This is a genomic window from Oceanitalea stevensii, from assembly GCF_014837105.1.
GTDB classification, from domain to species: domain Bacteria; phylum Actinomycetota; class Actinomycetes; order Actinomycetales; family Actinomycetaceae; genus Oceanitalea; species Oceanitalea stevensii.
Genome location: NZ_JACSPO010000001.1, coordinates 489540 through 503350, shown reverse-complemented (window position 1 = coordinate 503350; position 13811 = coordinate 489540). Strand labels below are relative to the sequence as shown.

General features: G+C 72.9%; 11 protein-coding genes. 5 read left to right on the top strand and 6 right to left on the bottom strand.

Annotated features, from left to right (window positions below):
* The first annotated feature begins 44 nt into the window (after window positions 1-44).
* From H9624_RS02365 to H9624_RS02350, 4 genes are read left to right on the top strand one after another with little or no spacing between them, the layout of a single operon-like run.
* Window positions 45-2312, top strand: a complete 2268-nt coding sequence (locus H9624_RS02365; RefSeq protein WP_251838303.1) for an HAD-IB family hydrolase — start codon at window positions 45-47, stop codon at window positions 2310-2312.
* The gene (locus tag H9624_RS02360) at window positions 2309-3130 is read left to right on the top strand and encodes an SDR family NAD(P)-dependent oxidoreductase (RefSeq protein WP_251838302.1); all 822 of its coding nucleotides are present in this window, start codon (window positions 2309-2311) and stop codon (window positions 3128-3130) included. The genes H9624_RS02365 and H9624_RS02360 overlap by 4 nt, the downstream gene beginning before the upstream one ends.
* Window positions 3127-3897, top strand: coding sequence for a lysophospholipid acyltransferase family protein (locus H9624_RS02355; RefSeq protein WP_251838301.1), 771 nt, complete (start codon window positions 3127-3129; stop codon window positions 3895-3897). Before H9624_RS02360 ends, H9624_RS02355 begins: the two co-directional genes overlap by 4 nt.
* Window positions 3894-5582, top strand: coding sequence for an FAD-binding oxidoreductase (locus H9624_RS02350; RefSeq protein ID WP_251838300.1), 1689 nt, complete (start codon window positions 3894-3896; stop codon window positions 5580-5582). The genes H9624_RS02355 and H9624_RS02350 overlap by 4 nt, the downstream gene beginning before the upstream one ends.
* A 93-nt stretch (window positions 5583-5675) precedes the next feature.
* Here the strand turns inward: H9624_RS02350 and H9624_RS02345 are convergent, their stop codons facing one another.
* From H9624_RS02345 to H9624_RS02325, 5 genes are all read right to left on the bottom strand, one after another.
* Entirely contained in the window at window positions 5676-6197 is a 522-nt protein-coding gene (locus H9624_RS02345) for a molybdopterin-dependent oxidoreductase (protein ID WP_286010771.1), read from the bottom strand.
* Between the two features lie 103 nt (window positions 6198-6300).
* The gene (locus tag H9624_RS02340) at window positions 6301-7653 is read right to left on the bottom strand and encodes a class II 3-deoxy-7-phosphoheptulonate synthase (protein ID WP_251838298.1); all 1353 of its coding nucleotides are present in this window, start codon (window positions 7651-7653) and stop codon (window positions 6301-6303) included.
* A 78-nt stretch (window positions 7654-7731) separates the two neighbouring features.
* Entirely contained in the window at window positions 7732-9888 is a 2157-nt protein-coding gene (locus H9624_RS02335) for a glycoside hydrolase family 84 protein (RefSeq protein ID WP_251838297.1), read from the bottom strand.
* Between the two features lie 143 nt (window positions 9889-10031).
* The gene (locus tag H9624_RS02330; protein WP_251838296.1) at window positions 10032-11261 is read right to left on the bottom strand and encodes a pyrophosphate--fructose-6-phosphate 1-phosphotransferase; all 1230 of its coding nucleotides are present in this window, start codon (window positions 11259-11261) and stop codon (window positions 10032-10034) included.
* A 108-nt stretch (window positions 11262-11369) separates the two neighbouring features.
* Window positions 11370-12248: a lysophospholipid acyltransferase family protein gene (locus tag H9624_RS02325; RefSeq protein ID WP_251838295.1), complete on the bottom strand. Its 879-nt coding sequence runs from the start codon at window positions 12246-12248 to the stop codon at window positions 11370-11372.
* A 70-nt stretch (window positions 12249-12318) separates the two neighbouring features.
* Between H9624_RS02325 and H9624_RS02320 the strand changes: the two genes are divergently transcribed.
* Window positions 12319-12792 carry a hypothetical protein gene (locus H9624_RS02320; RefSeq protein WP_251838294.1) on the top strand — a complete coding sequence of 158 codons (474 nt, stop codon included), beginning with the start codon at window positions 12319-12321 and terminating at the stop codon, window positions 12790-12792.
* Between the two features lie 20 nt (window positions 12793-12812).
* Here H9624_RS02320 and H9624_RS02315 read toward each other — a convergent pair whose 3' ends face one another.
* Window positions 12813-13751 carry an ROK family glucokinase gene (locus H9624_RS02315; RefSeq protein WP_251838293.1) on the bottom strand — a complete coding sequence of 313 codons (939 nt, stop codon included), beginning with the start codon at window positions 13749-13751 and terminating at the stop codon, window positions 12813-12815.
* Window positions 13752-13811: the final 60 nt, after the last annotated feature.

The window sequence follows — 13811 nt, the reverse complement described above, 5'->3', positions numbered from 1 at the left end:
GGGGGAGTTCTGGACTCGGGGCCCTCGGCTATAGAGTTCGGCAAATGCACTCACCGTTGGAGCACGCGCACGTCCTCGTCACGGGCGCCACCGGCTTCGTCGGCCAGGCCGTCGTCGAGAAGCTGCTCGCCGCCTACCCGACAACCCGTGTCAGCATCCTCGTCCGCCCCCGCGGCGACCTCAGCGCCCAGCGCCGCGCGGAGAAGCTGCTGCGCAAGCCGGTCTTCCGCAGCTGGCGCGACTCGGTCGGTGAGGAGAACGCGCTCGCCGCGTTCACCGAGCGGGTCACCGTCATCTCCGGCGACCTCGAGGACGTCCCCGAGCTGCCCGACGACCTCGACGTCGTCGTCCACTCCGCCTCGAGCGTGTCCTTCGACCTGCCCGTGGACGAGGCCTTCGCCGCCAACGTCGCCGGGCCGGTCAACCTCTACGAGCGGCTCCTCGCCACCGGGACCGACCCGCACGTCGTCCACGTCTCGACGAGCTACGTCGCCGGCCTGCGCAAGGGCGTGGCCGAGGAGCGCAGCCTCGACCACGACGTCGACTACCGCACCGAGCTCCGCTCGGCCCTCGCCGCCCGCCAGACCGCCGAGGAGGCCTCCCGCCGTCCCGAGGTCCTCGAGCCGCTGCTGCGCCAGGCCGACGCCGACCACCGCCGCGCCGGTCCCCGCGCCGTCTCGCAGGCCGCCGAGGCCGCCCGCGCCGCCTGGGTCCGCGAGGAGCTGGTCCACCACGCCCGCACCCGCGCCGAGTCCCTCGGCTGGCCGGACGTCTACACCTTCACCAAGGCGATGGGTGAGCGGGTCGCGGAGACCCTCTGGCAGGGCGGCGGGCACCGCCTGTCGGTCGTGCGCCCCACGATCATCGAGTCCTCCTTCCGCCACCCCTACCCGGGCTGGATCGACGGCTTCAAGGTCGCCGACCCCCTCATCGCCGCCTACGGGCGCGGCATGCTCCCGGAGTTCCCGGCGCTGGCGGACACCGTCCTCGACGTCATCCCCGTCGACTTCGTCGTCAACGCGATCCTCGCCGCGGCGGCGGCCCCGCCGCAGACCGGCGAGGCGAGCTACTACCAGGTCTCCTCGGGCATCACGAACCCGCTGCGCTTCGGCAAGCTCTACGAGTACGTGCGCGAGTACTTCTCCGCCAACCCGCTCAAGGACTCCAGCGGCTCCCACGTCTCGGTGCCCTCGTGGTCCTTCCCCCACCGCGGCGCCGTCGAGCGCGCGGTGCGCCGCCGGGAGAAGGCCGTGGAGATCGCCGACCGCGCCGTCGGCCGCCTGCCCGCCCGCGCCCGCACCCGCGAGTGGATGTCCACGCTCTACAAGGCGCGCCGCGACATCAACACGCTGCGCAAGTTCACCGCGCTCTACCAGCCGTACACGCAGATCGAGGTCATCTTCGACGACGCCCGCACCCGGGCGCTGCACGCCTCCCTGCCCCCGGAGCGGCAGGTCGAGCACGGCTTCGACGTCACCGAGATCGACTGGCGCCACTACCTCCAGGAGGTCCACATCCCCGGGGTGCCCGGGCTCATGCGCGGCGAGCGGCCCAAGGCCGGCACGCCGCGCGTGACCGAGCTGCCCGAGCGCAGCGACGTCGTCGCGGTCTTCGACCTCCAGCGCACCGTCATCGCCGCGACCCTCGTCGAGCAGTACCTGTGGGTCGAGCTCGCCACCCAGCCGCCCTCGGGCTGGCCCAAGGCGCTGGGCAACCTCGTCGCCCTCGGCCCGCGCTACCTCCAGGCCGAGATGCGTGACCGCGGCGACTTCATCCGCACCTTCATGCGCCGCTACGCCGGCACCCACGAGGCGGAGCTCCGGGCGGCGATCCTCGAGCGCGTCCAGGACTCCCTGCGCCGGGACGTCCTCACCGAGGCCGTCGCCCAGATCCGCGCGCACCGCGCCGCCGGGCACCGCACCGTCCTCGTCACCGGGGAGATCGACGTCTTCGTCGAGCCGCTCGCCCCGCTCTTCGACGTCGTCGTCGCCGGACAGATGGAGACGGACGACGACGGCCGCTGGACCGGCCACCTCCTCGCCTCCCCGCTCGTCGGGGAGTCGCGGGCCACCTGGCTCACGCGCTACGCCCGCGACGAGGGCCTGGACCTGTCCGCGTCCTACGCCTACGGCGACAGCTACGCCGACCGGCCCTGGCTCGAGGTCGTCGGCAACCCCCGTGTGGTCAACCCCGACGCCCAGCTCTACCGTTACGCACGTGCCCAGCGCTGGCCCGTCCTCTCCTGGACGACGACGGTCGAGGGCCGGGTGGCACCCGTCCTGCGCAGCCTCAAGGAGGGCGTCCAGCGATGACGACCAGTCCCCGGCGCCCGCTCTCGGCGCCCGCCGAGTCCTCCGTCCTGGGCGGGCGGGCGCTCGTCACCGGCGGCACCTCCGGCCTCGGCCTCGAGTTCGCCCGCGCTCTGGCGGCCCGGGGCCTGTCGCTCGTCCTCGTCGCCCGTAACCGGGAGCGTCTGGAGAAGACGGCCGAGCAGCTGCGGTGGCGCTACGGTGTCGAGGTGGAGACGCTCGTGGCCGACCTCGCGGCGCGCGACGACGTGGACGCCGTCGCGGCGCGGCTCCTCGACGCCGACTCCCCCGTCGACGTCCTCGTCAACAACGCCGGCCACGGCGTGCACGTGCCCCTCCTCGCGGAGGACCTCACCGAGGTCGAGCGGTCGCTGGACGTCATGGTCCGCGCCGTCCTCGTCCTCGGCAACGCCGCGGGCCGCGCGATGGTCACCCGGGGGCGCGGCGTCATCGTCAATGTCGCCTCGGTCGCCGGGCTCGTCCCCATGGGGGCCTACTCGGCGATCAAGTCGTGGGTGGGGACCTACTCCGAGTCCCTGTCCCTCGAGCTCGCCGGCACCGGCGTCCAGGCCACCGCCCTCGTGCCGGGCTGGGTGCGCACCGAGTTCCACGAGCGGGCGAAGATCCGCACGAGCGCCATCCCCGGCTTCCTCTGGCTCGAGGCCGACCGCGTCGTCGCCGACGCGCTGGACGACGTCGAGAAGGGACGGGTCCGCTCGGTGCCCTCCCTCCGTTTCCGCGTCATCGCGTTCCTCGCCGCGCACGCACCGCGGCCGCTCGTGCGGCGCGCCACCGCACTCATCCAGGGAGGTCGGTCGTGACCGAGGGGGACTCCGCACGGGGCGGCCGTGGGGGCGAGGACGCCTCCAGCCTGAGCCGCTACCACGCCCGCTGGCACCGGGCCATGCGCTTCGTCGCGCAGCGGCTCGTGCTGCGCCCCGTCGTCTCGGCGGTGACGACGACGACGGTCGAGGGCACCGACAACGTCGACTCGCTGCGCGGCCCCTTCGTCGTCGTCGCCAACCACTGCAGCCACCTGGACACCGGCGTCCTCGTGTCCCAGCTCCCCTACCGCCTCACCAAGCGGCTGACCGTCGGCGCCGCCGCCGACTACTTCTACTCCCGCTGGTGGGTCAAGGCGCTCACCTCGCTCTTCTTCAACACCTACCCGATCGAGCGCACCGGCGGCCGCGGGCGCAACAAGGGCATGTCCCAGCGCCTGCTCACCAGCGGCCTGCCGATCCTGCTCTTCCCGGAGGGCACGCGCAGCCGCGACGGCGTCATGCGCCCCTTCAAGCCCGGTGCGGCCGTGCTGTGCTCGACCTCCGGGGTCCCGTGCGTCCCGGTCGCGCTCCTGGGCACCCACCAGGCGATGCCGGTGGGTCGCTTCTGGCCCGCGCCCGGCCGTCCGCCCGTCCGGGTGCTCATCGGCCGACCGATGCGGCCCCACCCCGGGGAGACGGCCCGCGAGTTCAGCGACCGCATCGCCCAGCACATCAGCACCATGATGACCATGCAGACGCCGTACGTCGTCGGCGACTCGAGGAGGGGCGGGCCGGAGGGCCGGTCCCAGGAGGAGGCTTCGTGACGGGAGTGACACACCAGAAGTGGTGGGGCTGGGGAGTGGAGGGCATCGCCTTCAACTACCGGGACAAGCCGAAGATGGCGCCCTTCGTCATGGACAGGATCGGGATCGACCTCTCGGCCCCGGGCACGCCCCCGCCGTCCTTCGACGACATCGACGTCCCCGCCACCCGGCTCCCGGAGGACCTCGCCGCCGAGCTGCGCTCCGCGCTCGGTGAGGACCACGTCGTCACCACCGACCTCGACCGTGTCGTCCACACCTACGGCAAGGGCCTCGTCGACCTCGTCCGGGTCCGCGCCGGCCACCTGCCGCGCGTGCCCGACGTCGTCGTCTACCCCGGCACCGAGGAGGAGGTGCGCGCCGTCGTCGACGCCGTCGTCGCGAGCGACGCCGTCCTCATCCCCTTCGGTGGCGGCTCGAACATCTCCGGCTCCCTCACCCCGCCGGCCGACGAGACCCGCCCGGTCGTCTCCCTCGACCTCGGACGCCTCAACCGCGTCCTCGAGGTCGACGAGGACGCGGGCCTGGCCCGCGTGCAGGCGGGCGTCCTGGGCCCGGACCTCGAGGAGCAGCTGACCGCCCGCGGGTGGACGATGGGACACCAGCCCGACAGCTTCAAGCACTCGACCCTCGGCGGCTGGATCGCCACCCGCTCCTCGGGCATGCAGTCCGACAAGTACGGCGACATCGCCGACATCACCCGCGGCATGCGGGTCGTGCTGCCCGGCAAGGTCATCGTCCTGCGCCCGCTGCCGAGCACGTCCTCCGGCCCGAGCGTGCGCGAGATGATCCTCGGCTCCGAGGGCCGCCTGGGCGTCATCACCGAGGCGTGGGTCCACGTCCACCGGCTCCCGGAGAACCGCGAGATCATCGCCTACCTCTTCCCCAACTGGGGCAGCGCGGTCCAGGCCATGCACGCGATCTCGGTGTCCGACGCCCGCCCGTCGGTCACCCGCGTCTCCGACGGCAACGAGACGGCGTTCTCGCTGTCGACGCAGAAGGCGTCCAAGGGCGCGAAGAAGGCGGTCCAGGACGGCCTGTTCGGCTTCCTCGAGAAGCGCGGCTGGGACCTGGACAAGGCCTGCCTCAGCTACGTCGGCTACGAGGGCGGCAGCGCCCGCGTCAAGGCCGACAAGGCGACGGTCGGGAAGATCGTCCGCGAGCACGGCGGCGTCAAGCTCGGCAAGGGCCCCGGCGCGCTGTACGACCAGAAGAAGTTCGACACGCCCTACCTGCGCGACTTCCTCCTCGACATCGGCGCGCTCGCCGACGTGTCGGAGACGGCGATGCCCTGGTCGCGGCTCATGGAGGTCTACCACCTCACCGTCCGCGCGGCCCGTGACGCCTTCGACTCCCTGGGCGTGCGCGGCTACATCATGTGCCACCTCTCGCACAGCTACCACTCCGGCGCCTGCCTGTACTTCACCTTCGCCTTCGTGTCCGGGAGCCCGGACATGGAGGAGCAGCTGCGCCAGTACTGGGTGGTCAAGAGCGCGGTCCAGCAGTCCTTCGTCGACAACGGCGGGACCATCTCCCACCACCACGGCGTGGGCACCGACCACACGCCCTGGCTGGAGGAGGACATCTCCGCCGCCGGCGTCGACGTCCAGGTGACCCTGCTCAAGGGCGTGGACCCGGGCCGCAACCTCAACCCCGGCACCCTCATCCCCGCCGCCCGCGAGTGGTGAGCTAGCCAGCCCCACCTCCGCCGACAGCTGGATCCCGCACCGCCCACGCCGTGCGCGATCCAGCTGTCGGCGCTCGAGGGGTGACGGCGGCTGCTACTCCTGGTAGGAGTAGCGCTCCTCGCGCCACGCGTCACCGCGCAGGTGGTAGCCGCGCTGCTCCCAGAAGCCGCGCTCGGGAGTGGCGGTGTAGTTCCACCCGCGCACCCACTTGGGGCCCTTCCACGAGTACAGGTGCGGGATGACCAGGCGCAGCGGCGCGCCGCGCTCCTGGGTGAGGGGCGCGCCGTCGTGGTGCGTGGCGAGGACGGCCCGCGCGGACATGAGGTCGTCGACCCGGATGGTGGCGCTGTAGCCGTACTCGGCGAAGACGAGGACGTCCTCGACGCCGTCCGCCGGGGGCGCGGCCTCGACGAGCGCGCGGGCCGCGACGCCCGACCACCGCTCGTCCAGCGTGCTCCACCTGGCCGAGCAGTGGAGGTCACCGAGGACCTCGACCGGTGCCATCGCGAGGACCTCGTCCAGCGAGAAGCGGTGCTCCGCGCCGTCGCGGGTCAGCCCGCCGACGGCGAAGTCCCACCGGTCCGGGCGCGGGCGCGGCACCGGGCCGTAGTGCATGACCGGTGCCTCGGCGACGAGGTGCTGCCCGGGCGGGACGCTCCGCTCGGGCGGAACCTCGATCGCCCCCGCCGTGCTCACCGCTCCCCCCGATCCCTGGCCGTCAGCTCCCGCGGAGCATCTCCGAGACGGCGAAGGCCATCTCCAGCGACTGCTGGTGGTTGAGCCGGGGGTCCACGAGCGTCTCGTAGCGGCGGCTGAGCGCACCCTCGTCGATCTCCTCGCCGCCGCCGAGCACCTCGGTGACGTCGTCGCCGGTGAGCTCGACGTGCAGGCCGCCGGGGACGGTGCCCGCCGCCTGGTGCGCCTCGAAGAAGCCGCGGACCTCGTCGAGGACCGTGTCGAAGCGGCGCGTCTTGTACCCGCTGGGCGAGGAGAAGGTGTTGCCGTGCATGGGGTCGCAGACCCACGTGACGGGGCTGCCCTCCGCGGCCACCGCGGACAGCAGGCTCGGCAGGACGTCGCGGATGCGCTCGGCGCCCATGCGGGTGATGAAGGTGAGGCGCCCGGGGGTGCCCTCCGGGTTGAGCCGCTCCTGCAGGGCGAGGGCGGTCTCCGGCGTGGTCGCCGGGCCGAGCTTGACGCCGATGGGGTTGTGCACGCGGGAGAGGAGGTCGACGTGCGCGCCCTCGAGCTCACGGGTGCGCTCCCCGATCCACAGGAAGTGGGCCGAGGTGTTGTACGGGTGCCCCGTGCGCGAGTCGATGCGCGTCATGGCCCGCTCGTAGTCGAGGAGCAGCGCCTCGTGGCTGGAGTAGAAGTCCACGGTGCGCAGCGCGTCGAAGTCGGCGCCGGCCGCGGCCATGAAGCGCACGGCGCGGTCGATCTCGGCGGCCAGCTGCTCGTAGCGCTTGTACGCGGGGTTGGAGGTGAAGCCGCGGTTCCACTCGTGGACGCGCCGCAGGTCGGCGAAGCCGCCGCCGGTGAACGCGCGGATGAGGTTGAGGGTCGTCGCGGAGCGGTGGTACGCCGACAGCAGCCGGTTCGGGTCCGGCACGCGGGACTCGGGGGTGAAGGCGTGCCCGTTGACGGCGTCGCCCCGGTAGGCGGGCAGCTCGACGCCGTCGCGCAGCTCCATCGTGTTGCTGCGCGGCTTGGCGTACTGGCCGGCCATCCGGCCCATCTTGATGATGGGCAGGCTCGCGCCGTAGGTGAGGACGACCGCCATCTGGAGGATGGTGCGGATCTTGTTGCGGATGTTGTCCGCCGTCGACTCCGCGAAGGTCTCGGCGCAGTCACCGCCCTGGAGGAGGAACGCCTCACCGCGAGAGGCCTTGGCCAGGTGCTCGCGCAGCTGGTCGGCCTCGCCGGCGAAGACGAGCGGCGGGGAGACGGCGAGCTCGTCGGTGACGGCACGCAGCTCCTCGGCGCTGCGCCACTCCGGCTGCTGGGAAGCAGGAAGGTCGCGCCAGTTGTCCAGCCCGCGCAGGACCGCGGGATCAGCCTCGATACTCACGCGCTCCACAATACGACGAACGACGAGGGCCCCTTTCCACCGGTCCGACCGGTGGGAAGGGGCCCTGGCGCTGTGCGGTCAGGCGCCCGCGGTCCGCCGGCGCAGGAGGAGCCCACCGCCGAGCGCCGCGAGCACGGCCGCCAGGGCGAGGTACCCCGCGACGCCGCCGGCGCCCGTGCTCGGGAGCGAGCCGCCCGGCGCGGCCGAGGCCTCGTCCGTCGCCCCACCGGAGCCGGTGTCGGGCGCGTCGTCCGTCGGGACGCGCGTGGCGCCCTCGGTGGGCTCGGGGCTCGCGCCGTCGGTGGGCGGCTCGGTCGGCTCGGGCGCGCTCACCTCGAGGGCGAGCAGGTCCTCGACGAGGACGTCGAGCACGCCGTCACCCACCTTGACCCGGCTGTCGGCAGGCCAGCGGTTGCGCAGCGGGTCGACGGGGACGTCGGACGCGGCCGCGGCCGCCTCGCGCGCCCGTGCCGCCAGCTCCTCCCCTGCCTCGGCGTCACCGGCCAGGCGCGCGTCGACGGAGGCGATCGCGTCACGCAGGGCGTCCGCCCACAGCGCGGTGGACTCCAGCCACCGGGCGGCGTCGGCGAGGAAGCCGTCGTGCACACCCTCGGTGATGAGCTCCGGGGCCACGGCGAGCAGCTCGGCGTAGGCGCTGAGCTGGTCCAGGGCGCCGTCGGTGTCGCCCTCCTCCCACGTCGTGCGGAACTCCTCCGCGACGGCCGTGAGGCCCGGCGCCTGCGGCTGCCACGGCTCGGCACCGAAGGTCGGCGCCTGCCGGTTGAGGTCGGCGAAGACGGCGAGGGCGGCCGTGACGTCCGCGTCGCCGCCGGCGAGGAGGGCCAGGGACCGCAGCCACGACTCCTCGGCGTCGAAGGTGGCGTCGTTCCAGGCGAAGTCGGCGACGCTCGCGACGACGACCTCCGAGGCGTAGGGCTGGTTCATCGGGTTCGACACGATCCCGGTGAGGTGCTCGGACAGGCCGTTGTCCCGGTAGGCGTAGGGGCCGAGCAGGAGGCGTCCGGCCGTGTCGCCGAAGTCGTTGACCGGGTAGTTGTCCCAGAGGAACGCCGGCCGCCCGTAGAGCTCGGAGAACCGCTCGGCGTCCGCGGTGGTGATCGAGGTGGGCACGACGTCGGTGCCGGTCCACTGGATGACGACGGCGGGGTCGAGCGTCTCGCGGATCACGTCCTTGTACGCGGTGGCCTCGAGGTCCCCGTACTCCGTGGGGACCATCTGCAGCGGGCGCACGCCCTCACGCTCGCTCACCCACGTCTGCTGGACGTCGTTGAGCAGGTCGACCTGTGCCGCCGCCGCAGCCGCCTGACCGGCCGGCCCGTACGCCTCGGCGTCGGCCTCGCAGTTCCAGTCGGTGTAGGCGATGTCGTCGAGAGCGATGTAGAAGGAGCGGCCCCCGGCGTCGTAGATGGCGTCGAGCTTGGCCTCGAGGTCGGCGCGGTGCTCCGGGTCGGAGTAACAGATCGACACGCCCGGGGAGACGGCGAAGGTGAACTGGACGTGGTTCTCGTCGGCGCGCGCGATGAGCTCGGTGAGCTCGGCGAGAGTGTCCTCGGGGTACGGCTCGCGCCACTGGTCACGGTGGTACGGGTCGTCCTTGGGGGCGTACACGTAGGTGTTGGCCTTGACCGACCCGAGGAAGTCGAGGTGGTCGAGACGCTCGGCATGCGTCCAGGGCTCGCCGTAGAAGCCCTCGATCGTCCCGCGCAGCGCCATCGCCGGGTGGTCGACGACGGCGGCCTCCCGCAGGTGGGTGGCGCCGTCGACGTCCGCGAGCAGCTGGACGAGCGTCTGGACGCCGTAGAACTGCCCGGCGCCGTCGCGCCCGACGACCAGCGCGCCGTCCGCGTCACTGACGAGCGCGTAGCCCTCGGCCTCCTCCGGCACACCCTCGTCCTCGACGGCGTCGGCCCCGACGACCGCGACCGCGAAGCCCGCGGGCTCCTGGCCCGGCTCGAGCACGGTGACGTCCTCGACGCCGTAGGCGTCGAACGCTGCCAGCAGCGCGGCGAGCGCGGCGTCGTCGGTCGACGCGTCCGTCACGACGTCGACGTCCTCGACGGGCACCGACTCACCGGTGTAGGTGGCCTCGACGGGGGCCGGGACGAGGAGCGGGTCGGGCAGGGCGGCTGCGGCGGGCGAGGCCGACGTCGGGAGCGCGACCACGCCGGCGGCCAGCGCGAGCGTCACCCCCGAGGCCAGGACAGGACGTCTCATCGGTGAAGCACCTCTCGGCAGGAGCACGTCCGGCAGGTGCCGGACGAGTGACCCCAGCCTGTGTCCCGGCACACACGGCGGTCAACTCACGGGTGAGGGCGGGCCGCACGCTCGCGACCCACCCTCACCCGTGCGCGTGACCGTCAGTGGGCGGCGTTCTCCGCCGGGGTGACGTCCTGGCCGAGGCTCGCCATGAGCTCGGTGAACCACGGCTGGGTGATGTCGAAGGCCTTGCCGCCGGCGATGCGCGGGAAGGCGATCGTCGTCAGCTCGTCGCCGTTCTCCTCGTCGTGCCCGACGACGCCGGAGACGTCCTTGAAGGCGCTGTCGACCGCGAGGTCGACCATCGACTTGATGAGCGCGATGTCCTGCTCGTTGGCCGCGGCCGAGCGGGAGAAGTAGCCCGACTTCTGGACCATGACCTTCTCGGCGCCGATGAGCTCGGCGAACTGCTTGGCGAACCACTGGCCGGGGTTGATCGTGTCGAGCTTGACGTGGCCGAAGGGGTCGCGCTGGACCTCCTCGCCCTTCGCCTCGAGCTCGGCGATGATCTCCGGCACGCCGGCGCCCTCGGAGAGGAAGATGTTGACGTTGCCGATCTCGTCCATGACGGCGCGCAGGCGCTGCGCCTCGCCCTCGAGGTCGAGCTTCATCTCGGGCAGGAAGACGGCGTGGACGTCCCAGCGCTCCTTGCTCAGGCCGGCGCTCGGGTTCCACTCGGGACGCTCGGCGACCCACTGGTGGTAGTCGCGGGCGGCGGCGGCGGTGAGCCAGCCGCAGTGACGGCCCATGACCTCGTGGACGATGAGCATCCGCGGGTTGGAGCGGTGCTCGCCGATGATGTTCTGGGCGAAGCGGCTGGCCTGCTCGGCGGCGGTGTGGGCGCCGAGGGACTGCCGGATCGGGATGATGTCGTTGTCGATGGTCTTCGGCAGGCCGACGACGGCCATGTGGTAGCCGTTGTCCTCGAGGTAGGCGGCGAGGTCCGCGGCCGTCGTGTTCGTGTCGTCGCCACCGATGGTGTGGAGGACGTCGACGCCGTCGGCGCGCAGCTGCTCGGCGGCGACCTTGAGCGGGTCGTCCCCCTCCTTGACGAGGCCACGCTCGACGAGGTTCTTGGCGTTGGTGAGCTTGACGCGGCTGTTGCCGATCGGGCTGCCACCGAAGTCGTGCAGGACGCTCGCCTTGGCGCGCGCCTCGTCGTCGATGACGACCTTCGTGCCCGTCAGCAGGCCGTGGTAGCCGTACTGGTAGGCGATGATCTCCACGTCCGGCGCCACCTCGGTGTAGCGCTCGATCAGACCTCCGACCGCGGAGGACAGGCAGGGGGCGAAGCCACCTGCGGTGAGCAGGGCGACACGGCGGACGGACATCGGCAACCTTTCGTCGAACGGCGGCCGCGGGGCAGCGGCCGGCGAGCAGGGAGTGCTCGCGCGCGTCCCCCCAGTGTAGTGACGCCCGGAGAGGTGACCCGGGACTGCCTACCTCGTGGACGACGACGGCGGCGTGCCCGCGCCGTCCTCGTCCTCGCCGGCCGCGGTCTCGGCCTCCTGCGCGGCGGCCTCGAGGAGCTCCTTGCCCTCGGCGAGCTCGCGCTCGGTGGGCTCGGGCACGCCGGTGCCGGGGACACGGCGGCCGCCGGGGCCCGCCGGGGCGGCGGGCGCGGCCGTGGCCGGGGCCGTGCCGGAGGCCGCGCGCGCCTTGACCGAGGCGGCGTAGGCGTCGACGTACTCCTGGCCGGACAGGCGCATGATCTCGTACATGATCTCGTCGGTCACCGAGCGCAGGACGAAGCGGTCCTCCTCGAGGCCGGCGTAGCGGCTGAAGTCGAGCGGCTTGCCGATGACGATGCCGATCGGGCGCAGGCGCGGGATGCGGGTGCCGATCGGCTGGGCGATGTTCGTGCCGATCATCGCGACCGGGATGACGGGGGCGCCGGACTGGAGGGCGAGGCGCGCCACGCCCGTCTTGCCACGGTAGAGGCGGCCGTCGGGGCTGCGGGTGCCCTCGGGGTAGATCCCGAACAGGCCCCCCTCCTCGAGGCGGCGCAGCCCGGTGCGCAGCGCGGCCTCGCTGGCGCGTCCGCCGCTGCGGTCGACCGGGATCGTGCCGACGCCGCGCATGAAGCCGGCGACGAGCTTGCCCTTGACCCCGCGCCCGGTGAAGTAGTCCTGCTTGCCGAGGAAGACGACGGACCGGCGCACCATGAGCGGGAGGAAGAAGGAGTCGATGACGGCGAGGTGGTTGCTCGCGAGGATCGCCGCGCCCTCCTCGGGCACGTTCTCCGCGCCGCGGATCCACGGCTGGTAGAAGACGCGCAGCGTCGTGCCCAGCGTCGCCTTCATCAAGCCGTAGAACACTCACTACCCCTTTGCTGCCGGCGGCGCCGGATCGGACCGCGCGTACCTGAAGCACTCTAGAGTGCTCCCCATGGCTGGTCCTACCCGGGGCGCCGCTGACGGCGACCACGTGCCCGACGACGACCTCGACGCCCAGTGGGCCGAGCTCACCGCGCGTCTGGGCGAGCTGCGGCTGCCCCCGGAGGAGGAGTCAGGGCCGGATCCCGCGCCGCCGCCCCCGGCAGCGCCGCCCGCGCCGGGCCCGCGGGACTACGCCCCCGCGGCCGAGACGGAGGACGACGACCGCGCCCGCGACGTCGTCGACGGCTTCAGCGAGCCCGACCCGGACCCGTTGTCCGGCTCGGAGCCGGTGCTCGTCGTCGCCTGGGGCGGGGTGCTCGGCGGGCTGGCGGTCATGCTGCTGTGCGTCCTGCTGTGGCGCTCGGCCCCTGGCGTGGTCTGGCTCGTCGCCGCCGGGGCGCTGGCGGTGGGCGTGGGCCTGCTCCTGTGGCGCATGCCGGCCCGCCGGGACACCGACGACTACGACGACGGCGCCGTCGTCTGACCGCGGGTGCCCACCCGGCATCAGTGACGGACGAGGTCGGCGGCGCCGACGATGCCGGCCTCGCTGCCCATCTCGGCAAGGACGATCTGCGCCTCGGGCCGGTAGCCGCGGGCCGAGAGCTGGTCACGGAAGGACGCCCGGGCGGCCTCGAGGACGAGGTCCCCGGTGTCGGCGACCCCGCCGCCGATGACGAAGAGCTCGGGGTCGAGGATGGCGACGAGGTCGGCGATCCCGGCCCCCACCCAGCGGCCGAGCTCGGTGACGAGGTCACGCGAGAGCGGGTCGCCCTCGGCGGCGGCCAGGGTGACGTGCTGCCCGCGCACCTTGCCGCCGTCGGCGGCCGCGAGCTCGCGCAGGCGGCCGGCGCGGTCCTCGTCGGTGATGAGGGCGTTGCGGGCGGCGCGGGTGAGCGCGCGGCCGGAGGCGTACATCTCCCAGCAGCCCTCGTGGCCGCAGCCGCAGTAGTGGCCCGAGGGCACCACGCGCATGTGGCCCAGCTCGGCGGCCACGCCGAAGGCCCCGCGGAGCAGGCGGTCGTCCAGGACGATCGCGCCGCCGAGCCCGGTACCGAGCGTGAGCATGACCATCGAGCGGGCGTTGCGGCCGGCGCCGAAGCGGAACTCCGCCCACCCGGCGGCGTTCGCGTCGTTCTCGATGACGATCGGGACCTCGATGCCGCGCGCCAGCCGGTCACGGAGCGGGTAGTCACGCCACGCGATGTTCGGGGCGAAGCGCATGCCGTCGCGGTTCGGACTGACGAAGCCGGCCGCGGCCACGCCCACGCCGGTGATGTCGTACCCGGACCGCAGCTCGGCGACGCACGCGATGACCGCGCTCTCGATCGCCTCGGGGTCCAGCGCGTCCGTCGCGCGGCGGGTCTGCGCGAGCACCCGGCCGGTCTCGTCGACAACACCGGCGGCGATCTTCGTCCCGCCGATGTCGATACCGATCGTCGTCATCGATGATTCCTGTCCGTCGTCGTGGACACGGCGCCACTTCCCTGTGGAGGTGGCTCCGAA